General features: G+C 47.6%; 18 protein-coding genes and 7 tRNA genes. All 25 read left to right on the top strand.

Features of this window, described 5'->3' with window-relative positions; genetic code table 11:
- The first annotated feature begins 125 nt into the window (after positions 1 to 125).
- The 25 genes from QP794_RS28475 (at position 126) to QP794_RS28355 (ending at position 21146) form a co-directional block, all read left to right on the top strand.
- A tRNA-Met gene (locus QP794_RS28475) sits at positions 126 to 202 on the top strand.
- A 9-nt stretch (positions 203 to 211) separates the two neighbouring features.
- Positions 212 to 287, top strand: a tRNA-Val gene (locus tag QP794_RS28470).
- 5 nt (positions 288 to 292) lie between these two features.
- Positions 293 to 368 (top strand) — tRNA-Thr (locus QP794_RS28465).
- A gap of 9 nt (positions 369 to 377) precedes the next feature.
- Positions 378 to 455, top strand: a tRNA-Asp gene (locus QP794_RS28460).
- A 20-nt stretch (positions 456 to 475) separates the two neighbouring features.
- Positions 476 to 551: transfer RNA gene (locus tag QP794_RS28455), tRNA-Phe, on the top strand.
- Positions 552 to 560: 9 nt separating this feature from the next.
- A tRNA-Tyr gene (locus QP794_RS28450) sits at positions 561 to 646 on the top strand.
- Between the two features lie 7 nt (positions 647 to 653).
- Positions 654 to 726 (top strand) — tRNA-Lys (locus tag QP794_RS28445).
- A 162-nt stretch (positions 727 to 888) separates the two neighbouring features.
- Positions 889 to 2082: a PucR family transcriptional regulator gene (locus tag QP794_RS28440; protein ID WP_285080080.1), complete on the top strand. Its 1194-nt coding sequence runs from the start codon at positions 889 to 891 to the stop codon at positions 2080 to 2082.
- Between the two features lie 103 nt (positions 2083 to 2185).
- Complete coding sequence (locus tag QP794_RS28435; protein ID WP_024634104.1) at positions 2186 to 3310, top strand: ABC transporter ATP-binding protein; 1125 nt, start codon at positions 2186 to 2188, stop codon at positions 3308 to 3310.
- Positions 3311 to 3584: 274 nt separating this feature from the next.
- Entirely contained in the window at positions 3585 to 4523 is a 939-nt protein-coding gene (gene hprK / locus QP794_RS28430; RefSeq protein ID WP_285080078.1) for an HPr(Ser) kinase/phosphatase, read from the top strand.
- A 125-nt stretch (positions 4524 to 4648) separates the two neighbouring features.
- Positions 4649 to 5686, top strand: a complete 1038-nt coding sequence (gene lgt, locus QP794_RS28425) for a prolipoprotein diacylglyceryl transferase (RefSeq protein WP_024634106.1) — start codon at positions 4649 to 4651, stop codon at positions 5684 to 5686.
- A 6-nt stretch (positions 5687 to 5692) separates the two neighbouring features.
- Entirely contained in the window at positions 5693 to 6343 is a 651-nt protein-coding gene (gene ppaX, locus QP794_RS28420; RefSeq protein WP_079350116.1) for a pyrophosphatase PpaX, read from the top strand.
- A complete protein-coding gene (locus QP794_RS28415; RefSeq protein WP_285080075.1) occupies positions 6340 to 6882 on the top strand; it encodes an acyltransferase in 543 nt (180 codons plus the stop codon). Before ppaX ends, QP794_RS28415 begins: the two co-directional genes overlap by 4 nt.
- A gap of 538 nt (positions 6883 to 7420) precedes the next feature.
- Positions 7421 to 8632, top strand: coding sequence for an ATP phosphoribosyltransferase regulatory subunit (locus QP794_RS28410; protein ID WP_024634109.1), 1212 nt, complete (start codon positions 7421 to 7423; stop codon positions 8630 to 8632).
- A 1-nt stretch (position 8633) separates the two neighbouring features.
- Positions 8634 to 9293: an ATP phosphoribosyltransferase gene (gene hisG, locus QP794_RS28405; protein WP_079344992.1), complete on the top strand. Its 660-nt coding sequence runs from the start codon at positions 8634 to 8636 to the stop codon at positions 9291 to 9293.
- Between the two features lie 164 nt (positions 9294 to 9457).
- On the top strand, positions 9458 to 10762 hold the full coding sequence (gene hisD, locus QP794_RS28400; RefSeq protein ID WP_285080074.1) for a histidinol dehydrogenase: 1305 nt from the start codon (positions 9458 to 9460) through the stop codon (positions 10760 to 10762).
- Entirely contained in the window at positions 10755 to 11384 is a 630-nt protein-coding gene (gene hisB, locus QP794_RS28395; protein ID WP_285080073.1) for an imidazoleglycerol-phosphate dehydratase HisB, read from the top strand. Before hisD ends, hisB begins: the two co-directional genes overlap by 8 nt.
- Before the next feature lie 3 nt (positions 11385 to 11387).
- On the top strand, positions 11388 to 12008 hold the full coding sequence (gene hisH / locus QP794_RS28390; protein WP_285080072.1) for an imidazole glycerol phosphate synthase subunit HisH: 621 nt from the start codon (positions 11388 to 11390) through the stop codon (positions 12006 to 12008).
- 305 nt (positions 12009 to 12313) lie between these two features.
- Positions 12314 to 13048 carry a 1-(5-phosphoribosyl)-5-[(5-phosphoribosylamino)methylideneamino]imidazole-4-carboxamide isomerase gene (gene hisA / locus QP794_RS28385; protein ID WP_024634114.1) on the top strand — a complete coding sequence of 245 codons (735 nt, stop codon included), beginning with the start codon at positions 12314 to 12316 and terminating at the stop codon, positions 13046 to 13048.
- Positions 13049 to 13317: 269 nt separating this feature from the next.
- A complete protein-coding gene (hisF, locus tag QP794_RS28380; protein ID WP_079344982.1) occupies positions 13318 to 14079 on the top strand; it encodes an imidazole glycerol phosphate synthase subunit HisF in 762 nt (253 codons plus the stop codon).
- Positions 14072 to 14800 carry a bifunctional phosphoribosyl-AMP cyclohydrolase/phosphoribosyl-ATP diphosphatase HisIE gene (hisIE, locus tag QP794_RS28375; RefSeq protein ID WP_285080071.1) on the top strand — a complete coding sequence of 243 codons (729 nt, stop codon included), beginning with the start codon at positions 14072 to 14074 and terminating at the stop codon, positions 14798 to 14800. Before hisF ends, hisIE begins: the two co-directional genes overlap by 8 nt.
- Positions 14801 to 14811: 11 nt before the next feature.
- Positions 14812 to 15636: a histidinol-phosphatase HisJ gene (hisJ, locus tag QP794_RS28370; RefSeq protein ID WP_285080070.1), complete on the top strand. Its 825-nt coding sequence runs from the start codon at positions 14812 to 14814 to the stop codon at positions 15634 to 15636.
- 79 nt (positions 15637 to 15715) lie between these two features.
- On the top strand, positions 15716 to 16663 hold the full coding sequence (locus QP794_RS28365; RefSeq protein ID WP_024634118.1) for a ribose-phosphate diphosphokinase: 948 nt from the start codon (positions 15716 to 15718) through the stop codon (positions 16661 to 16663).
- Between the two features lie 281 nt (positions 16664 to 16944).
- A complete protein-coding gene (locus QP794_RS28360; protein WP_285080069.1) occupies positions 16945 to 19224 on the top strand; it encodes a helix-turn-helix domain-containing protein in 2280 nt (759 codons plus the stop codon).
- A gap of 332 nt (positions 19225 to 19556) precedes the next feature.
- On the top strand, positions 19557 to 21146 hold the full coding sequence (locus QP794_RS28355) for an extracellular solute-binding protein (protein WP_285080068.1): 1590 nt from the start codon (positions 19557 to 19559) through the stop codon (positions 21144 to 21146).
- The last annotated feature ends 102 nt before the right edge of the window (positions 21147 to 21248 follow it).

Here is a 21248-nt window from a genome sequence, read left to right as displayed (position 1 = left end):
AAGTGGCTATAAGGGGACCCTCTGCTAAGGGGTTAGACTGCGTAAGCGGTGCGAGGGTTCGAATCCCTCTCTCTCCGCCATCTTTACCTAAGATGGACAAGCAATTAGGATTTGGTTTTTAATATGGCGGTGTAGCTCAGCTGGCTAGAGCGTACGGTTCATACCCGTGAGGTCGGGGGTTCGATCCCCTCCGCCGCTACCATATTACCCAGGAGGCTTAGCTCAGCTGGGAGAGCATCTGCCTTACAAGCAGAGGGTCGGGGGTTCGATCCCCTCAGCCTCCACCATATACGCCGGTGTAGCTCAACTGGTAGAGCAACTGACTTGTAATCAGTAGGTTGGGGGTTCAAGTCCTCTCGCCGGCACCATTAATGCCTGGAACCGTGGTGTAGTTGGCCTAACATGCCTGCCTGTCACGCAGGAGATCGCGGGTTCGAATCCCGTCGGTTCCGCCATTAATCCCAAAATTGAATAAGGCTCGGTAGCTCAGTCGGTAGAGCAGAGGACTGAAAATCCTCGTGTCGGCGGTTCGATTCCGTCCCGAGCCACCATGTAATCCTGGAGGATTAGCGAAGTGGCCAAACGCATCAGACTGTAAATCTGCTCCCGTACGGGTTCGGTGGTTCGAATCCATCATCCTCCACCAGTTTTACGAGTCATTAGCTCAGTTGGTAGAGCACCTGACTTTTAATCAGGGTGTCGAAGGTTCGAGCCCTTCATGACTCATCTTTTGAAAAAGAGTGATTGATCATTAATTTGATTAGTCACTCTTTTTTGTTATGGATAATTTGATTGTTCATGTGGAAACTCATATGTGGACCGATAAAGGCGATGCTGTCCAAGATATGATAAAATAATAGAAAAAAGCAGAGTGGTGGCGTTCATTATATGAAGCTCATACCTGATCTAAAACAACAAATCCAAGCAATCATAGGTACTACATTGGACGAATCTGTGTTAACTATAGAAGAATGGAATCAGTTTGCATTAAACTCAGTTGGTCAGGAAGCTAAACAAATGACCCTGAGTGGGACAGAAGGGACCGACGATCTTACACCTCAAGATGAAAGCTCAAATGATCCGGTTACAGATGTACGAAGTTGGACTGCAGAGGAACATGTTTATTTCAAAGTCGGTTTGAATGAACAAGAAGGCAATGTCTTGTGTTGGAGATGTTCTGCTGACTCTGTTACGTTTGAAGTACGGCGATTAATTGAGCTGCTCATTAGCAATCATAATCGATTACTGGATGAAGAACAGCCTGTGATTTATGAAAATGATAGAGAGCAACAGCTTGCTGAATTGGGGCATTGGCTTCGACAGCAGATTGAGCACCCAGCTCAGCAGGAGGCTATCCCGGATTATTTTTCGTTGGCTGGAGAATTGAAAGCAGAGAAGATCCCATTTTTGCTGCAATGTGAGACACCTGATGCTCATCGCATTCGTTCCAAGGAACTGAATAAACTGCTCGAAAGTTATTTTGGTGAAGAAATTATACTGATTCCTGTAGGGGCGCAGGAGTGGGTGTTTCTGGGTGATGAACAGATCGTTACAGGTGAAGCCGAAGAGGATACCGCTGAAGCCAGAAAAGAGTTGCTAAATGCCTTTTGTCAGGGGCTATATGAGTTGGTAGCCAGTGAATGGGCGGGTGTATTTCATTTGTCTGCTTCCTTACCCTGTATCCCTACGAGGCAACTATCTTCTGTAACGGCGCTCCTTCAAGAAAGTGTTCACTTGGGCCGGGCCTTCCATGTTGCACAGCACATTCATCTTCCTTGGGATTTGCACCTCGAACGTTTGGTAGACAGCATTCCTGTGCAGCAACGTCTTCGTTTTATACAGGAAACGGGAAAGGGCACTGTATTGTTTAGTGATAGTGAGACACTGGCTACGCTCGAAACCTTTTTCAATCTGGATTGTAATGTCAGCGAGACGGCAAAGCGCCTCTTCATTCATCGAAATACCTTGGTATATCGCCTTGATAAGATCAAACAGGAGATTGGATATGATGTCAGAAACTTCGAAAGTGCTGTTCTGGTGCGGCTTTTACTGCTTATGTACAAAGTGACGAAAAAGCTTTGATATTTTTGTGCAGTTTGCGAATAGTCAAACATCATGCAAATGGGTTAATATAAAACTACAAAATGTATTCGATTACAAAATGATCTCTGAGGAGGCAACAATCATGGCTGGTGTACGTTTAGAGCATATTTTCAAAAAATACCCGGGTTCTGATAAAGCAACAGTAGTTGATATTAACCTGGACATTAAAGATAAAGAATTTCTGGTACTGGTAGGTCCGTCCGGTTGTGGTAAATCAACAACACTGCGTATGATCGCAGGCCTTGAGGAAATTTCTGAAGGTAAACTCTATATCGGCGACCGTGTCGTGAATGATGTTGCTCCTAAAGACCGCGATATCGCGATGGTATTCCAATCCTATGCCTTGTATCCGCATATGAGCGTATACCAAAACATGGCGTTTGGTTTGAAATTGCGTAAAGTGAAAAAAGATGAGATCGACAAACGTGTACGTGAAGCAGCTAGAATCCTGGATATCGAGCATTTGCTTGAGCGTAAACCTAAGGCTTTGTCCGGTGGTCAACGTCAGCGTGTCGCTCTGGGACGTGCGATCGTCCGTGATCCACAAGTGTTCTTGATGGATGAGCCTCTCTCCAACTTGGATGCCAAACTGCGTGGTCAAATGCGTGCTGAGATCACTAAACTTGCGAAACGTTTGGAAACAACCGTTATCTACGTAACGCATGACCAAATCGAAGCAATGACAATGGGTGATCGGATCGTTGTTATGAAGGATGGTATCATCCAACAAGCAGCTTCTCCGGAAGAGCTATACAACCACCCGGCGAACCTGTTCGTAGCTGGATTCATCGGTTCCCCGACAATGAACTTTATCTCGGGTAAACTGGCTGAGCAAGGTGCTAGCCTGCATTTCGTAGCTCCTGGTGTGGACGTTGAAATCCCACAAGGTAAAGCACAAGTGCTGAAATCAAGAGGATACATTGGCAAAGAAGTGATTCTGGGTGTTCGTCCAGAAGACATTCACGAAGAGCCAGTATTCCTGGAAGCATCCCCGAACTCTGTATTCTCTACACACGTAGACGTAACAGAGAACCTGGGTCACGAAATGCTCCTCTACTTGAGCGGTGTAGGTAATGATACTACAATCGCACGTGTAGACGGACGTTCCAACACTCGTGATGGTTCCACAGTTAAAATGGCAATTGACATGAACAAAGTTCATATCTTTGACAAAGAGACTGAAGCAAACGTTCTTCTTCAAGACTAATAGCACTGAGATTCATCGGTAACGATGGAATCTGTCAGTTAACGCAATCATACATTGTAATCTGAGCCCCTTCCGTTATTGCTGGAAGGGGCTTTTTTGACTCATCGGTGAGTGAAGCCAAGATTGCATTCATCCCGGAATTCATTTAAGATTATTTGAAGGTTAGATGCTGTAACAAACAACTAACAAAGAACATGAATGCGCTATTAATGCAATGGAATGACGCTAATGCTGATGTACATAGAGGGCAGCGAATGCTGAAAGGAAGAGACAAATGGCGAAAAATGTGAAAGTATCTGAATTGGTACAACAGTTCCAGTTGGAGGTTGTTTCTGGATCTCACGGACTGAAGAGAGTCATTACAGTAGACGATTTGAACCGTCCTGGCCTGGAAATGGCCGGTTATTTCGAATATCATCCACAAGAACGGGTACAGCTGCTTGGTAGAACAGAGCTGGCCTTTTTTGCAATGCTGCCAGAAGATGAGCGCCGTGATCGGATGCAGCGCCTTTGTACGGAAGAAACGCCGTGTATCGTAGTAACCCGTGGACTTGAAGTGCCACAGGAGCTGGTTGAGATCAGTGAAGAACAGGACCTGGCTGTGCTGCGCAGTAACATGGCTACAACGATTCTGTCCAGCCGGATTACCGGATTCCTGGAGAAAAAGCTGGCGCCTACAGCAACGATTCACGGTGTACTCTGTGATGTGTATGGCGTAGGGATGCTAATCACCGGAAGCAGTGGTATTGGTAAAAGTGAAACGGCACTGGAACTGGTGAAACGCGGTCACCGATTGATTGCCGATGATGCGGTAGAAATTCGTCAGACATCAGACTTCCAGCTGCACGGAACTGCACCGGAGTTGATCCGTCATTTGCTTGAAATCCGTGGCGTCGGCATCATTAACGTAATGACATTGTTCGGTGCGGGCGCTGTCCGCAATAATAAACGGATTACATTGGTAGTCCGTCTGGAAGCTTGGCAGCAGGATAAGCAGTATGATCGTCTTGGTCTGGATGAAGAGACGACACGTATTATTGATACGGATGTACCGCTTGTAACGATCCCTGTTCGTCCGGGACGGAACTTGGCTGTTATTATTGAAGTAGCAGGAATGAACTATCGCTTGAAGCAGATGGGTCTGAATGCTGCACTGCAATTTACGAACAAGCTGACAGCAACGATCTCTGAAGATATGGAAGACATGGACTAAGAAGAGAAGGATCTATTATATGCTAAAAGACCAATTGTTGATGTGATGTACTCTGTATAGAGTGTTGAAGACATGCAGCAATTGGTCATGCGTATGAATGAGTCAATTTATAGGAGTGTGAATGAATGGATACATTATTACTGTTGAACCCGATCGCGTTCTCCATCGGAGCGTTAAAGGTTCACTGGTACGGGCTTATTCTCGGTACAGCGGCACTCGTAGGTTTGCTGCTTGTGATCCGGGAAGGCAAACGGTATAACATTCCGCAGGAAGTGTTCATGGACATGGTTCTGCTTGGTGTGCCTTCTGCTATTATCGGTGCCCGCATATACTACGTGGCATTTCGTTGGGACGATTATAAGGATAATTTCTGGGATGTCTTTAAAATATGGAATGGTGGTATCGCCATATACGGCGCACTGATTGGTGCGATCATATGTGCAGTCATTTTCTTCCGTCGTAAAGGGTATAATTTTTGGCGCATGGCCGACATCTGTGCACCTGGACTGATCGTTGGACAAATGATCGGACGCTGGGGTAACTTTGTAAACCAAGAAGCCTACGGCGGTCCTGTAGAAGAATCATTTTTGAGAGACAAGCTTCATTTGCCAGACTTTATTGTAAATCAGATGAACGTGGAAGGTGTATTCCACCATCCTGCGTTTTTGTACGAATCGATGTGGAGTCTTGTTGGTTTGGTCATCTTACTAGTGCTTCGTCGTCAGAAGTTTCTGCGTGCTGGTGAGCTGTTTATGTCCTATTTTATCTGGTACTCGATTGGTCGTTTCTTTATCGAAGCGCTGCGTACCGACAGTCTGGGATTCCAGGCACCGCAATGGGTTGCCTCCATGGTTAATGGATTATGGTCCCCGATGACAGCTATGGGCTTCGAGCAAGGATATCTTGATCCGGCCTACGGTAATGTAAGAATTTCGCAGCTGCTGGCTATTGGCATCATTGTTGTTGCAATTGTCTTCATCGTTGTGAGAAGAATGACAGGCAAGGCAGATGTGCGGTATAGCGATCCGATTGTATCTTCCAAGGTTCCTTCAGAATCATCGGATGATATGGTGCATACAGGCCCGGTTGCAGGCAAAGAGGACACGGTAACTCCAGTCTCGACCAAAGAGGATCCGAAGCAAGCTGAAGAGAAAAAGGAGTAATGCAGCATGATTGACACGGTTTTGTTTGATCTGGATGGAACGATTATCGACACGAATGAGCTAATTATCAACTCTTTCCTTCACGTAATGGAGGATCTGCAGGTGTCCACGCCGTGGACGCGGGAACAGATCATTCCTCATATGGGAGGTACACTGGAGAATCAGATGCGTACATTCTCTGGGAAAGAGGATGTTGCCGAGTATGTAAAAGGATATCGAGCGTACAATGATGTACATCACGATGCGATGGTGCAACCATTTCCACACGTCATTGAGGTCGTTGAAGCTCTTCATAAGGCAGGAATTGTGATGGGTGTGGTCACAACGAAGATTCGTCCATCTTCACTAAAGGTGCTGGAGCGTTTCGACCTGTTGAAATATATGAAATCGATTGTGACGGTTACCGATGTAACCCATCCCAAGCCGCATGCTGAACCCGTCCTGAAAGCAATCGAGGAGTTGGGTGCAGATCCTTCCAAAACATTGATGGTGGGTGACAGTCCGGTCGATATTCAATCGGCACAGAATGCGGGCGCACTTTCGGCAGGCGTAGCCTGGTCGCTTAAGGGAGAAGCCGTATTGAGCGAATATAAACCGGATTACATTTTGCACGACATGAAGGACTTGCTTACGCTGATTGAAACGGAACGTTCATGAGAAAAGTAACCCGCTATCCCGTAGAAGGCCATAACGCACTTTGGCATATCTACAAGACCGTGAGTCCGTGGAAGGGCGTGCGCAATTTTATCTGGATTCAGTTGTCACGGTACTGCCCGATTCTATCAGTAAAGAACTGGATCTATCGTCGCATGCTCGGCATGAAGGTGGGTAAACATACGGCATTTGGACTGATGGTCATGGTCGATGTGTTCTTCCCGGAGAAAATTACGGTGGGCGAAAATTCCGTAATTGGTTACAACACTACGATCCTTGCTCACGAGTATCTCATTAAGGAGTACAGACTCGGTGAGGTGATTATCGGGGAAAATGTGCTGATCGGTGCAAATTCAACTATTCTGCCAGGTGTGACTATTGGGGATGGTGCGGTTGTAGCTGCAGGAGCAGTGGTTCATAAGGATGTAGCTCCGGGGGCTTTTGTTGGAGGAAATCCACTTCGTGATCTGTCTCGCTCGAATGCTTCAATGGAGGAGATCGTATTAAATGCTGATGAACCTGTTCCTGGTAATTTGGAGTAAGAAGACGCGTCATAAGAAATCAAGAACAGGTGGAAACAAAGGTATATGGAAAAAATGTAATGATATACCGAAAAGGGATTAAGAAATATCTGAAAAGATGGTTAACGAATATACGGAAATTAACCTGTATTGGTTCAGTCAGGGAAAGATAAAAGTTGAACTGACTGGAAAAAGGAAGCTGCTGATGGCAGCTTTTTTCGTATACAAATAATTAGATTTTTCTTAAGCAAAGTGATCACAAATGGAGGATGCGTAACAAGTAAACCAAAGGTGCCGTATTGTTGACGATGGATGGTCATTCATGTTATCATATCCCATATCCTTTAGTTTGTTAGCACTTTACCATGTTAAAGAATTGGGATGAAAGTTAAGTATAGTTAAGCATAATTAAACATTTACGAAACACGTTTTGAAGGCTGTCTGGCAGCAACCGTAAGAAATCAGGTTACAAGATAGAATGAGGATTTACACTACATAAATCCTGTTGAAATAGAACGTCTACCAATCTTAAATTACTGACTCGGGGTGAATAATACCAATGTCCAAACCAAAAGGCTTTGAGAAACCGACAGGTTTTCGTGACTATACACCACATGTGGTGACCAAGCTGCGAACAATTGAGCGAAATGTACTGGAATGCATGGAACGCTGGGGTTACCGTCAAATCATTACACCAACGATTGAATACTACGATACCGTAGGTGTAGCGAGCTCCACATCGGATCGCAAGTTGTTTAAATTATTGAACAGTCGCGGGACTACGTTGGTGCTAAGATCGGATCTGACAGCGCCAATTGCACGAGTGGTTTCTTCTTTGTTGAAGGATGAAGAGCTTCCGCTGCGTCTTTCCTATCATGCGAATGTGTTTCGTTCTATAGAAGAGGAAGCGGGACGTGAGGCGGAATTTTTCCAAACGGGTGTAGAGCTTGTTGGTGATGATTCGCCTGAGGCAGATGCAGAAGTTGTAGCACTTGCAATTGCTTCTTTGCAGGCAGCGGGTGTGTCTTCCTTTAAAATTGCAATGGGTCATATGGGATTTCTGAACGGGTTACTGGAAGAAGTCATTCCAGGGCAAACGGTACAGCAGGAGCAGTTGAAAGAAGGATTGCTGGGACGCGATTATGTCGGCTATCGCCAATCCATTGAAGCATTGAATCTGGAACCGAAACTGAAGGAGCAGCTTGAAGCCATTTTGCGTCTGCGTGGCGGTAAAGAAGTATGTACACACGCAGCAGAGCTGAGTTCAAGTACTGAAGCAGCAAAATCGATTGCACATTTGTGTGCGGTATTTGAAGTGTTGGAAGCGTACGGTGTTTCCGAACATGTGTTGATTGATCTAACGATGATTGGTGATTTCTCGTATTATACGGGCATGACGTTTGAAGGGTATGCGGGTGAACTCGGATCCCCGGTATGCAGCGGCGGACGATATGACAATCTGTTACAGCAGTTTGGCCGTTCACTTCCAGCTACAGGGTTTGCGCTCAAAACGAACCGGATTATCGATGGTGTTCATGGAATTACAATGGAAGAGAAGAAGCCTGTACTTATTCAATATAACTCGGAACGCCGGGCTGAGGCTTTAACGGAGGCGGCGCGACTACGCAGTATCGGTCAGAATGTAGTAACGCAACTTCTTCCTAGAGATGGAACAGAGGCAAGTACGAATACTGGTGCTCTAACAGGCAACAAGTCAATCCAGGCTGAGCAGGTTATCACATACGGATCTGAAAATGGAGGGGGACGCTGAGATGTCGGATATTTTGAAGGTTGCCATGCCAAAGGGCCGAATCTATAAGAAAGCCTCCAAGTTGTTCCGTGAGGCCGGGCTTGATATTCCCGTTGATGTAGATGATACACGCAAACTGGTGATTGAAGTGCCGGAAGCGGGGATGGAGTTCATTATGGCGAAGCCTGTGGACGTGCCAACCTATGTGGAATATGGAGTAGCGGACATTGGTATTGTTGGCAAAGACGTTCTGCTTGAGGAAAATCGGGATGTGTACGAATTGTTGAACCTGGGAATCGCGCAGTGCCGTATGTCTGTTATTGGACTACCTGACTGGACGCCTGGCATTCAGCAGCGGGTGGCAACAAAATATCCGAGAATCGCTTCCCAATATTTCCGTGAACAGGGACAGCAGGTAGAAGTCATCAAACTGAACGGTTCCATCGAACTGGCGCCCTTGATTGGTCTGGCTGACCGGATTGTCGATCTGGTAGAGACCGGACAGACGTTGCGGGAGAACGGACTCGTTGAGATGACAGGCATCCTGGATATCACGAGCCGCCTTATTGCGAATCGGGTAAGCTATCGGATGAAGAACGCACGGATTCAGGCATTATGCGATGCTCTCCAACAGGTCATTCCAGCATCGAATGAATGGTCGGCGGGTATAGTTCGAGGTTAAACCATAGATAATCAAGGAATGTAAGGTTTTAATGAACGGGAAATATAGAAAATGGAAATAACCAAAGAATGAAACGATAGAAGAAAGTAATGAGAAACAATAGGAACGAATCTGCACATACATGACAGGGATTACGTAATACAGGGGATAAGGAGGTTGTACGCATGAAAATTATACCTGCACGGGAATTTGATCTGAAGAGGGAAGTGGAGTACGGTTCACCGGAGCAAAATGAATCGGTACGGCGCATTGTCGGCGACATTCGCCGGGAAGGAGATGCGGCACTGCTGCGTTACACAGAGCAGCTGGACCGCACGAAGCTGACGGCCGCAGAGCTGCGCGTGCCGCAGGAAGAGCTGCAGGCGGCTTATGCAGCCGTAGAGCCTTCCTTCGTGACGGCGATCCGGCAAGCCGCCGTTAACATTCGTGCTTTTCATGAGAAGCAGAAGCGGAACTCATGGATGGATTGGCAGCCGGACGGCAGTCTGCTGGGCCAGGTGATCCGGCCGCTGAAGCGGGTCGGTGTCTATGTACCTGGCGGCAAAGCAGCATATCCATCGTCGGTGCTGATGAATGTAATTCCGGCACAGGTGGCTGGCGTGCCGGAGATTGTTCTGGTGACGCCGCCGTCAACGAACGGCGGCGAAGGCATTAACCCGTACATTCTCGTGGCTGCTGCGGAAGCAGGCGTGAGCGAGATGTACCGGGTTGGCGGCGCTCAGGCGATCGCCGCCCTCGCTTACGGCACGGAGAGTATTGCCCCGGTCGACAAGATCTGTGGACCGGGCAATATTTACGTGGCGCTCGCGAAGCGCGAGGTGTACGGCGCGGTCGATATCGACAGTATCGCCGGGCCGAGTGAGATTGTGGTGCTCGCCGATGATACGGCGAATCCGGTGTATGTCGCCGCAGACCTGTTGTCGCAGGCGGAACATGACGAGATGGCATCGGCCATTCTCGTCACGACCTCGGCCGTGCTGGCGGAAGCCGTGCAGGCCGAAGTGCGGCAGCAGCTGGAAGTGCTGCCGCGGCGCGATATCGCTGCTGCTTCCGTGGAGCAGTATGGCGCGATTATTGTGGTCGATTCCATTGATGAGGGAATCGATGTGGTGAACCGGCTCGCACCGGAGCATCTGGAGATCATGGTGCAGGAGCCCATGGCTTATGCTGGCCGGATCGAGAATGCCGGAGCGATCTTCCTCGGCCCGTATAGCTCGGAGCCGGTAGGGGATTATTTTGCGGGACCGAATCATATTATTCCGACCAATGGAACGGCCCGATTTAGTTCACCTGTGGACGTGGATGATTTTATCAAAAAATCGAGTTTGATCTATTACAGCAAGGAAGCGTTGCTCCAAAACGGAGCGGCTATTATAGAGCTGGCCCGGCATGAAGGGCTCGAAGGACACGCCCGTGCGATCGCTGTACGGTTAGAACAGGAAGGAAAGGCGGAATCGGATAATGGATAAGCAGAATAATGGTTTGGACCTTCAGCACAAGGGGGCTGTACGTCAGGCAGAGGTAGACCGCAAGACAAATGAAACGAACATTCAGCTTGCTTTTGCTGTAGATGGAACGGGGCAATCCGAGATTGAAACAGACGTACCTTTCCTGAATCATATGCTGGACCTGTTCACGAAGCATGGACAATTCGACCTGAACGTACAGGCGCGTGGCGATGTTGATATTGACGACCATCACACGGTGGAGGATATCGGGATCTGTCTGGGGCAGACACTTCGTGAAGCGTTGGGAGACAAGCGCGGAATCAAACGTTATGCCAGTGTATTTGTGCCGATGGATGAAGCTCTCGCTCAGGTCGTGATTGATGTGAGCAACCGACCTCACTTCGAGTACCGTGCAGATTACCCATCCCAGCAAGTGGGCAGCTTTTCGACCGAACTGGTGCATGAGTTTCTGTGGAAATTAGCGCTGGAAGCTCGGATTACATTGCACGTTATTGTGCACTACGGGCAAAATACACATCACATGATCGAAGCGATCTTCAAAGCACTGGGTCGTGCACTGGATGAGGCGACTACAATTGATCCACGTGTAACAGGTGTGCCTTCCACGAAGGGAGTGCTGTAGACGATGGCGATTGCAATTGTCGATTACGGTATGGGGAACCTGCACAGCGTCGGCAAAGCGGTCGAACGTCTTGGCTACGAAGCGCTGGTCACAGGTGATCGGGATGCTATTCTTGGTGCAGATGGTGTGATTCTGCCAGGTGTAGGTGCGTTTGGCGATGCCATGGTGCACTTACGGGAAAATGGTTTGGACGCTGTGGTGAAGGAAGCTGCAGCTGGACCCAAACCACTGCTCGGGATCTGTCTGGGCATGCAGTTGTTGTTCAGCTCAAGTGAGGAGCATGGCGAGCATGAAGGACTTAACATCTTGCCGGGTCAAGTGGTGCGATTCGCACCGGGAGAATTAAAGGTTCCACATATGGGCTGGAATCGATTGGAGTTCCTGCATCCGGAAAATCCATTATTCGCGGGGCTTGAGGCAGGTCATGTCTATTTTGTCCATTCATACCATGCACGTACGGAAGTAGAGAGCGATCTATTGGCAGTAACGGATTACGGACATCCGGTTACGGCGATTGTTGGCAGAGGCTCCAATTTCGGCATGCAGTTCCACCCGGAGAAGAGCGGAGAGCTGGGGATGAAGCTGCTTGGAAACTTCCTGGCATTGACTGGATCGAAGGCGTAACCATAATTCGGGATCATATGAAGTTTATTTTCATCCTTATAAAATAATACGTAGCTAAACTTATATAAAATCTAATCTATATAAATTGAACTAAACATTTACACGATAACGGAGTGGACAGAAATAACCTGAAGAAGCGGAGCGGTCGCCTTTATCCCCGGATTTTCCCCTTTAAATAAGGGATTCAAAAAAATCTAGGGATAACAGCGATCGGAAGGTTGTTCTGTCATCGGAGTGGCAAGTGTAAATATTCTTTAGTTTCAATTTATATAGAGACAAATATGAATATATTCAGGAGGCCTTGTATGTCATCTTTTATCATATATCCGGCAATTGATATCCGGGACGGCAAATGTGTAAGACTGGTGCAGGGAGATTACAATCAGGAGACGGTATATAACGATGACCCGGTTCAAGTTGCTCTTTCCTGGGAGAAGCAAGGTGGTACATACGTTCATCTGGTGGATCTGGACGGTGCCAAAGCAGGACATCCGGTGAATGATGAACTGATCGGACGCATTGCTTCGGCCGTGAACGTACCTGTACAGGTAGGTGGGGGTCTTCGTACAGTAGCTGATGTGGAGCGTTTGCTGGGTCTTGGCGTGAGTCGTCTTATAATCGGAACAGCGGCTATCGAGGATCGCGCTTTTACTGAAGAAGTACTGGGACGATATGGAGACAAAGTAGCGATTGGTATCGATGCACGTAACGGCTATGTGGCAACACGCGGCTGGCTTGAGACATCGGAAGTTCAGGCTGAGGTGCTGGCGAAGGAACTGGCGGCATTCGGTGCGGAAACCTTTATCTTCACGGACATCTCCCGTGATGGCATGATGCAGGGTCCTAACGTGGAAGCGATTGTGTCTCTTGCGAAGGCGAGTGGTCGTACGGTGATTGCTTCCGGGGGAGTTAGTGTGATGGATGATCTGCTTCGTTTAAGCAAGCATGCGGAAGATGGTGTCGGAGGAGCAATCGTGGGCAAAGCGCTGTATACGGGCAGCATCGATCTGTCCGAAGCGGTTCGTGCGGTAAATAAATAATAGCGATACTATATAGGCTCAAATAAACATTCGCACGATAACGGAGAGGACAGAAATAACCTGAAGAAGTGAAACGTTCGCCTGAAAGCTTTCTGAAAGAAAGCTGCATCGGAAGCATACGCTATCCCCGGATTTTCCCTTTAAAAAAGGATCAAAAAATCTGGGGATAACAGCGATCGTAAGGTTGTTCTGTCATCGGAGTGGCTAGTGTGAATATTCTAAGTTGAACTTATACAGGTATGCGATCATCAGGAGAGAGGAAGAGGATTATGCTGGCAAAAAGAATCATTCCTTGTCTGGACGTGAAGGACGGCCGGGTCGTCAAAGGCGTTAACTTCGTCAATCTCCGCGATGCGGGTGATCCGGTAGAGCTGGCGGCGCTGTATGACCGCGAGGGCGCGGATGAACTGGTATTTCTCGATATCTCCGCTTCGGTGGAAGGCCGCGAGACGATGGAAGAAGTAGTGCGGCAGACCGCAGGCGAGATCGCTATTCCTTTTACCGTGGGTGGAGGCATTTCCAAGGTGGAAGACATGAAGCGCATTCTACGTGCAGGAGCGGATAAAATTGCTGTAAATACGGCAGCCGTTCTTAATCCTCAGCTGATTGCAGATGGGGCGCGCCGCTTTGGTTCCCAGTGCATCGTCGTAGCAATAGACGCCAAGTATAATGAGGCTTGGGGCGAGTGGGAGGTTTATACGCATGGTGGACGGAAACCTTCAGGGATCAAGGCGCTGGAATGGGTTAAGCAGGCGGAGACATTAGGTGCTGGAGAAATTCTGCTGACAAGCATGGACGCGGATGGAACGAAGGACGGATTCGATCTGAAGCTGACCGCAGCGGTATCCGAATCGGTACGTATTCCGGTGATTGCTTCGGGTGGTGCGGGCAAGGAATCGCATTTCTATGATGTGTTCACGACAGGTAAAGCGGATGCAGGTCTGGCGGCAACGATATTCCATTATAAAGAAATCGCCGTTCCGGCGTTAAAACAACATTTGAGAGAGCAAGGGGTGGAGATCCGTGACTAACGTAAGCAATGAGATCAAGGAGCAATTATCCTTGGAGCAGGTTGTGGAGCACATTCGTTGGAGCGACGGATTGGTACCTGCCATTGTGCAGGATACTGAGACCCGTCAAGTTCTGATGATGGCTTATATGAATCGGGAATCCCTGAAATTATCGCTGGAATCCGGTGAAACGTGGTTCTGGTCGCGTTCGCGTCAAGAGCTGTGGCACAAGGGCGCAACTTCAGGCAACGTACAGACGATTACTTCATTGAAATACGATTGTGATGGTGACACCTTGCTAGTTGAGGTAAAGCCAAATGGGCCTGCTTGCCACACCGGAGCAGTAACGTGTTTCCATAATGAAATCGTGGGCTTGCCAGAGCAACCCGGAGACAAAGCTTCAAGTGAATTGGGTGCAACGACTGCAAGTTCCATCTCGGAAGGTCGTTTCGAAGTACTGGCTGAACTGGAATCCGTAATTGCAGAGCGTGAACGCGAGCGTCCGGAAGGCGCATATACGACGTACCTGTTTGATAAGGGCGTGGATAAAATTTTGAAAAAAATCGGTGAAGAAGCGTCCGAGACGATCATCGCCGCCAAAAATAAAGACAATGACGAGCTTCGCCTTGAGGTCAGTGACCTGATGTATCACTTGCTCGTACTGTTGCAAGAGCGCAAGCTGCCGCTGGATGACATCATGTCAGAGCTGAGCCGTCGCCACGAGCGGCCTCGCCGCGATTAGGAGGCGAACCTGTGCGCATAGATTATCATACACACCATGAGCGGTGTGGTCATGCTGTTGGCAAGCTGGAGGCTTATGTGCAGCGTGGGGTGGAAATTGGCCTGTCTCAGATTGGGCTGTCGGATCACATGCCATTGCTGCATGTAGATCCCGCTCAATATTATCCCGAGATGGCTATGCCTATGGACGAGCTGCCGCGTTATGTGGAAGAGTGTTTTTCTCTGAAGGAGCGGTACCGTGGCCAGATTGATGTACGTGTCGGCCTCGAAGGCGACTATATTGAAGGCTGGGAGACAGAAATTCGGGCCATTATCGAGCGGTACCCTTGGGACTATGTGATTGGATCGGTTCACTTTCTCGGGGAATGGGACATTACGGATTTTCGCCAGACCCATCATTGGGAAGGCAAAGACGTACTGGAAGTTTACCGTCAATACTATGATGCTGTGAGCAAAGCGGCAGCTACAGGAATGTACGATATTATGGGCCATGTGGATGTGATCAAGCGATTTGGCTTCGCTCCGGCACCTGAGCAGACGGAAGAGCGGGTAGCTCTGGAAAATGCAGCGCTGCAAGCCATTGCAAAGAGTGGCTGCGCTATGGAGCTCAATGCATCAGGATTATCGAAACCATGTGCAGAGATGTTCCCCGGTCCCCGAATGCTAACTAAGGCTATTCAATTGGGGATTCCGCTCACGCTTGGCTCCGATGCACATGATCCGTTGAAGCTTGGCGATTACCTGCCTGAAGCCGAGGCGCTCCTGCGCGAGCTGGGCTGTACGGAGGTAGCTGTTTTTGAAGGACGTCAGCGCTCGTTCCTTTCTTTAAATGTATAGAGCAGTGGAGTATAATGAGGGTAGGAAATAACCTTTTAGATAAGGATTATATAGGGACTTCAACCCTCGGGAGGGCATTATGCAGCATTCGTTACGTATTTTTTCCGGTTCATCGAACCCTAAGCTGGCAGAACAGGTATGCGACAAGCTGGGTGTACAACTAGGCAAGATCAAACTGTCCCGGTTCAAGAGCGGAGAAATATACGTTCACTACGAAGAGACGATCCGCAACTGTGATGTGTTTCTGATTCAATCTTTATCTCATCCGATTAATGAGTTGTTCGTTGAATTGCTCGTCATGATTGATGCAGCCAAAAGGGCTTCTGCCCGTACGGTAAATATTATTGTTCCCTACTACGGATATGCCCGTCAGGAACGTAAGTCTGCTCCGCGTGAGCCGATCTCGGCCAAAATGGTTGCAGATGTGTTAACTACGGCTGGAGCGAACCGGGTAGTAACCATTGATCTGCATGCAGCAGCAATTCAGGGATTCTTTAACATTCCAGTGGACCATATGACATCCTTGGATCTCATTAGTGATTATTTGTTGAGTAAAGGCATTGAAAATCCGGTGGTTGTCTCCCCTGATGCGGGACGAGCATCAATGGCGGAGAAACTGGCGAATCGTCTGGATTCTCCTTTTGCCATTATGATCAAGAAGCGGCCAAGCCATAACGAATCGATCATTACACACGTCATTGGGGATGTGGAGGGTCGAACTCCGATTATTATTGAGGATCTGATCGATACAGGAACGACAATTCTCAATGTTGTTGAAGGGTTGAAGGAGCGAGGCTCCAAAAACGTATATGTATGCGCAACACATGGTCTGTTCTCGGATGGGGCGCTAAGTAAGCTCAATCACCCGTCTATAGCCGAGGTGGTGGTCACAGACTCCATCGCACTGCCTGATGATCATCCCGAATGCTTCAAAGTGCTGCCTGTAGCTCCAATGCTTGCTCGTGCTATTCGCATCATTGTGGATGGTGGGTCTATGGCTACGCTGTTCAAAGATTCAGGGATTTAACTATGCTGCACAGACATGTGCGAATCCAGATTTACTGTACCGTGTTGGAGTAGTTTGCTGCTCAGCACGGTTTTTGTTTTTTTTATGATCATGGATGCCATGGATGAGGATAAGGATTCCGATGTGATAAGAGAGCGTAGACAATCGATTCCTGCTTTGCTGCCTGAAGGCTTGTGCTATAATAACTTAAAATTAGTTCTATGGCTGCGTGCTGTTAGGGTGACTCAATCCCAGAGATGTGACGGATGTAATGAACAGTAGAACCACGGCAATATACACCGGTGTCGTGGAGTGAGGAGTGGGGTCTATTGTCCCGGACTTGGTATTATCGGCTACTATTTTCTTATTTTCCTATTTTCTTTCTTACCATGACCGTACTCATTTTTATCGCTTTTGTTTTCATTAATGACATCTCCAGGGAAGAAACAAGGAAAGCAGATCGCATCTCCTCCAGTTATTTGGCGGACAGTCTGGACCGGACGCTCCGGGATATTGAGCTTTCGTTGATGGAAGCGGTGCAGAGTGAACAGGCCTACAAGTACTATTTTAATAGCCAGAATCAGGTGGGCAAAGAGACCGTGTATAGCATTGCACAGAGTTTGCGTGAGCTGACGAGCTCTAACCCTTGGATTCAATCGATTTATTTATATGACAAGAAAAATGAAAGCGTTTTAACGTCAAGCGGGTCCAAGGATATAGACAGCTTTTCAGACAAGGCGTGGATCAACCAAATGGAGTCCGGTTCTCTTGCTTCAGGCTGGCAGCCTGTCAGGGAATACGATGCGGGGGTTAATCAGCGTACGCCTATTCGAGTGTTGACGGTAGATAAAGACATGCCCCTGCCATTTGGTTCGGATGGAGTGCTTGTCATTAATATCAAGATGAGCAGTATTGAGCAGAGTATTGACAGTATGGTCAATGGACAGCTTTCCTTCATGAGCATTCTTGACCGTAACGGTCAGGTTGTATACGATGCGCATTCAGATCGTGAAGGTGCCGTAGAAGGACAAGAGCTGAACACCCTTTCGCTGGAAAGGTTGGGGTGGACGATCTCCAGTGGAATCAAGAAAGGAAACCTGTATGGCTGGGTCTCGGTCGTTTCCTATGTGTGGGTGGCCATTGCGGTTGTAACAGTCATCTGCGCTATTATCTATATCATCTATATCACACGTCGTAATTATAAGCCTATTCAGATCATTATGAACCGGATTGAGGCCCATCAGATTCGGGTGCTGGAACAATCCGGCTCTCGTACCGATGAGATGAAATTGATTGATGGCGTGTTGGAAAACCTGATCAACCATATGATGGATTCGGACAAAAAGAGCAGGGAAAACGTGTTACTGCAACGCAGCAAACTTTTTAACGATCTGCTGAATGGAGAAAATCTGGATCATGCGGTAGAACGATTGAAGGAACTTTCCCCGTTAACGGGTATGGATACTTCGTCACGCTTCGCTGTTGTGGTTGGCGAAATCAACCGTTATGAGAAGGGCTTCCAGGAACAGTTTACGAGAGGTGAGCAGAATACGCTTAAATTTGCACTAATGAACGTTCTGCAAGAGCTCTCACGCAATGCAGATATGCAATGCTGGACGGAATGGGTCAGCTCCGATCAGATTGCGATCCTTTTCCTGTCCACAGACAGCAGTGTGGATATGACAGAGCAGATTCGCCTGGTTGCAGAGGAATGCCGATCTTGGGTTGAGCAGAATCTGCGTATATCCTTGAGTTTCGGTATCGGACCGATTGCAGAGGGTATCAAGGCCATTCGTGAATCATACGTGGCGGCTGAGACTGTGATGCACCGCAGATTACTGAGAGACGGGGATGTGGCACTGGCCGGGTATGGAGAAACTCAGCAGCAGCTGCTTGATACCTATACTTATTTGCAGATGATTGCAGATTTTGTTAAACGGTTTCGGATGTCGAGCAGTCAGTGGCGTGATCAGCTGGAGGAGATTTTCGCGGCTTTTGAACGTGATAAGCTGCCGGATGATGAGATTCACTCCTTGATTCAGGCGATGCTGCAGATGCTCAGCCGTGAAGTAGCGGTCATGTCTGAACAGCTGCAGGAGAAATTATCGGAGAAAAATATTAACAAGTGGTTAATGCTGATGAAAGAAGCGGAGACACTTGAAGGTGTTAAGGACATTCTTTTTGATGACCTCACGGATTTGTTCAGAACTTATGTGTCGGTAACTGAAACCAAGAGCTACAAAGCGATGGTCAATGAAATGAGAAACTATATTGAAGAACAGTTTGCGAATCCAGATCTTTCGCTGAAACATCTGAGTGATCGATTCCAGATTACCGGCAAACATGCGAGTTATTTGTTCAAGACAGAGTTCAATATGAAGTTTGTAGACTTCCTTACAGAATTGCGGATGAAGGAAACGGAACGGCTGCTCAAGAATACGGATCTTTCGTTACAGGACATCGCCCAGAAGGTGGGCTACGCCAATGGGATTACTTTGGGACGAGTATTTAAACGGGTTGCGGGTATTACACCAGGTGACTACCGCCGTATGAAACGTGAACATCACGATCCCGAGTCGTAAACCATAGGCTCATGCTGCGTATTAAATCATCTAAGCACGGGTGGACTTCATGCAGGTGTATCTCTCAGGAGGCGCCATGCAGAAGTTCGCCTTTTTGCTGCTGGTGTAAGCCTGGAATCCGACCGGAGCCTGCGTTTATGCAAGAAGCCCCTGATTTACTCCTGTTTGTGGCCCCTTTACGAAAATCGTCAGTCTGCGAAAATCGTCGCTAGGGATAAACCATTATCCTTATGTAAGCGTTTCCGAAACAGGTTTATTGCCAGGGTACGGAAAGATGTGGAATACTCTGGGCAAGCTTTAAACATTCACGCAAAGCCAAAGGGGATGACAAAATGACAGGAAAAGCAACCAAAGGCAATCTTAAGAAATGGATGGGATTAGCACTTACGATGGTAATGGGAGTATCTCTACTTGCTGGATGCTCATCTGCATCAGATCAAGAGACAGCAGAGGGCGGCGCATCGGGCAAGGGTGAGCGCGTTACCTTGAAAGTCGAGGTTTTTGATCGTGGTAACAGCCCTTCACCGTATACGATTACCAACAACTATATGACTAAATGGATTCAGGAACAGTTTGGTGATCCAAATAACATTGATGTGCAATTCGTACCGGTTCAGCGTTCGGAGGAAACGACGAAGCTCAATGTGCTGATGGCTAGCGCCAGCGACGTTCCGGATATTGTATTTGTATATGACTCGAGTGTGTTCTATCGCTATGCCCAGCAGGGGGGACTTACCGACGTAGGTGAGCTTATTAATGAGCATGCACCTAACCTGAAAGAATATTTGGGTGAAGACTTGTTGAAGTTTGGTCAGCTTGAAGGTCAGCAATTCGCCATTCCGGGTAAACGTGCCATTACTGCTCGTTATAATTCTTATATCCGCCAAGATTGGCTCGACAAAGTTGGAATGAAGGCTCCAACGACAACAGAAGAGCTCTACGAAACGCTAAAAGCATTTAAAGAGAAAGATCCGGGTAATCTGGGAAGCAAAAACATCCCAATGGGTATGGCACTTGCGCCAGCTCAGTATGAGACACTGATTTATTCGTTTATCAAGCCGATTCAGGATGGACTGACGTACAGTCAACGATACGAACTACCGTTGCATGAAGGCTTTAAGGACGCGATGCAGTTCCTTAACAAATTGTACAATGAAGGTCTGATCAGCAAAGATTTCAGTCTCGATGAAGAGAAAACTCAATTGGTTAAGGACTTCCAAAACGGCAACATCGGTTATATGTCGGAAGATGTAGGTCAGATTCTGTACGCAGACGGTATGTTGGATAATTTGTACAAAAACGTGCCGGGTAGCAAAGTCGCAGCAATCGACGCTTATACAAACGCCAATGTTGACAATAAATATATCAAATCACGTTACGGCAGCAACGGAATGTATATCATGATTCCAAAGAGCAGCAAACGAGCTGTAGAAGCAGTGAAATATTTGGATTGGATGGCTTCTGGAAATAATCTGCTTGATATGTACAGCGGCGTCGAAGGTGAAAATTACGAGATGGTCGATGGAATTCCAGTTGTCAAAAATGACGCAACACAGGAAATGAAGGATCGCATCTACAATTCCGGTGACATGGCTATTATCGCCAATGGCAAAGTGATCGGAGACCAGGAAGTAAATGAAGCAGCATGGATCGCGGGCTTCCCGGAGAATAATCAGGAATTGATGAGACAATCCATTAACATTGCCAATACCGACACCATCGGTCCGATCGTTTTTAGCAAACCAATTGCAGCGGAATCCAAATATGGGACGGCGCTGAATGATAAGCTAAAAGTGATTATCGTAAAAACAGCGATGGCTAAGCCGGCGGAATTTGAAGCTGTTTATGAAAAGGAAATGAATGATTTCATGTCGCTCGGTGGTACAGAATTGAAGAAAGAGCTTGAAGAAGCACTTCAGTAAGTAATCGTTACTCAATAAATAATCCTTACACATCATGGCTCCAAATAAGATACGCATGTTACCGCATAACTTTGGAAGGGACGTGTGCCGCTGATTTGTGCG

It is taken from the genome of Paenibacillus sp. UMB7766-LJ446 (assembly GCF_030226665.1).
GTDB lineage: Bacteria > Bacillota > Bacilli > Paenibacillales > Paenibacillaceae > Paenibacillus > Paenibacillus vandeheii.
The sequence above is the reverse complement of the archived record's forward strand: the minus strand, read 5'-3'. Positions and strand labels throughout refer to the sequence as shown.

Bases quoted from the DNA above. Each gene is read 5' to 3' on its own strand.
- QP794_RS28440 (WP_285080080.1), top strand. From the start codon at position 889: ATGAAGCTCATACCTGATCTAAAACAACAAATCCAAGCAATCATAGGT.
- QP794_RS28435 (WP_024634104.1), top strand. From the start codon at position 2,186: ATGGCTGGTGTACGTTTAGAGCATATTTTCAAAAAATACCCGGGTTCT.
- hprK (WP_285080078.1), top strand. From the start codon at position 3,585: ATGGCGAAAAATGTGAAAGTATCTGAATTGGTACAACAGTTCCAGTTG.
- lgt (WP_024634106.1), top strand. From the start codon at position 4,649: ATGGATACATTATTACTGTTGAACCCGATCGCGTTCTCCATCGGAGCG.
- ppaX (WP_079350116.1), top strand. From the start codon at position 5,693: ATGATTGACACGGTTTTGTTTGATCTGGATGGAACGATTATCGACACG.
- QP794_RS28415 (WP_285080075.1), top strand. From the start codon at position 6,340: ATGAGAAAAGTAACCCGCTATCCCGTAGAAGGCCATAACGCACTTTGG.
- QP794_RS28410 (WP_024634109.1), top strand. From the start codon at position 7,421: ATGTCCAAACCAAAAGGCTTTGAGAAACCGACAGGTTTTCGTGACTAT.
- hisG (WP_079344992.1), top strand. From the start codon at position 8,634: ATGTCGGATATTTTGAAGGTTGCCATGCCAAAGGGCCGAATCTATAAG.
- hisD (WP_285080074.1), top strand. From the start codon at position 9,458: ATGAAAATTATACCTGCACGGGAATTTGATCTGAAGAGGGAAGTGGAG.
- hisB (WP_285080073.1), top strand. From the start codon at position 10,755: ATGGATAAGCAGAATAATGGTTTGGACCTTCAGCACAAGGGGGCTGTA.
- hisH (WP_285080072.1), top strand. From the start codon at position 11,388: ATGGCGATTGCAATTGTCGATTACGGTATGGGGAACCTGCACAGCGTC.
- hisA (WP_024634114.1), top strand. From the start codon at position 12,314: ATGTCATCTTTTATCATATATCCGGCAATTGATATCCGGGACGGCAAA.
- hisF (WP_079344982.1), top strand. From the start codon at position 13,318: ATGCTGGCAAAAAGAATCATTCCTTGTCTGGACGTGAAGGACGGCCGG.
- QP794_RS28365 (WP_024634118.1), top strand. From the start codon at position 15,716: ATGCAGCATTCGTTACGTATTTTTTCCGGTTCATCGAACCCTAAGCTG.
- QP794_RS28355 (WP_285080068.1), top strand. From the start codon at position 19,557: ATGACAGGAAAAGCAACCAAAGGCAATCTTAAGAAATGGATGGGATTA.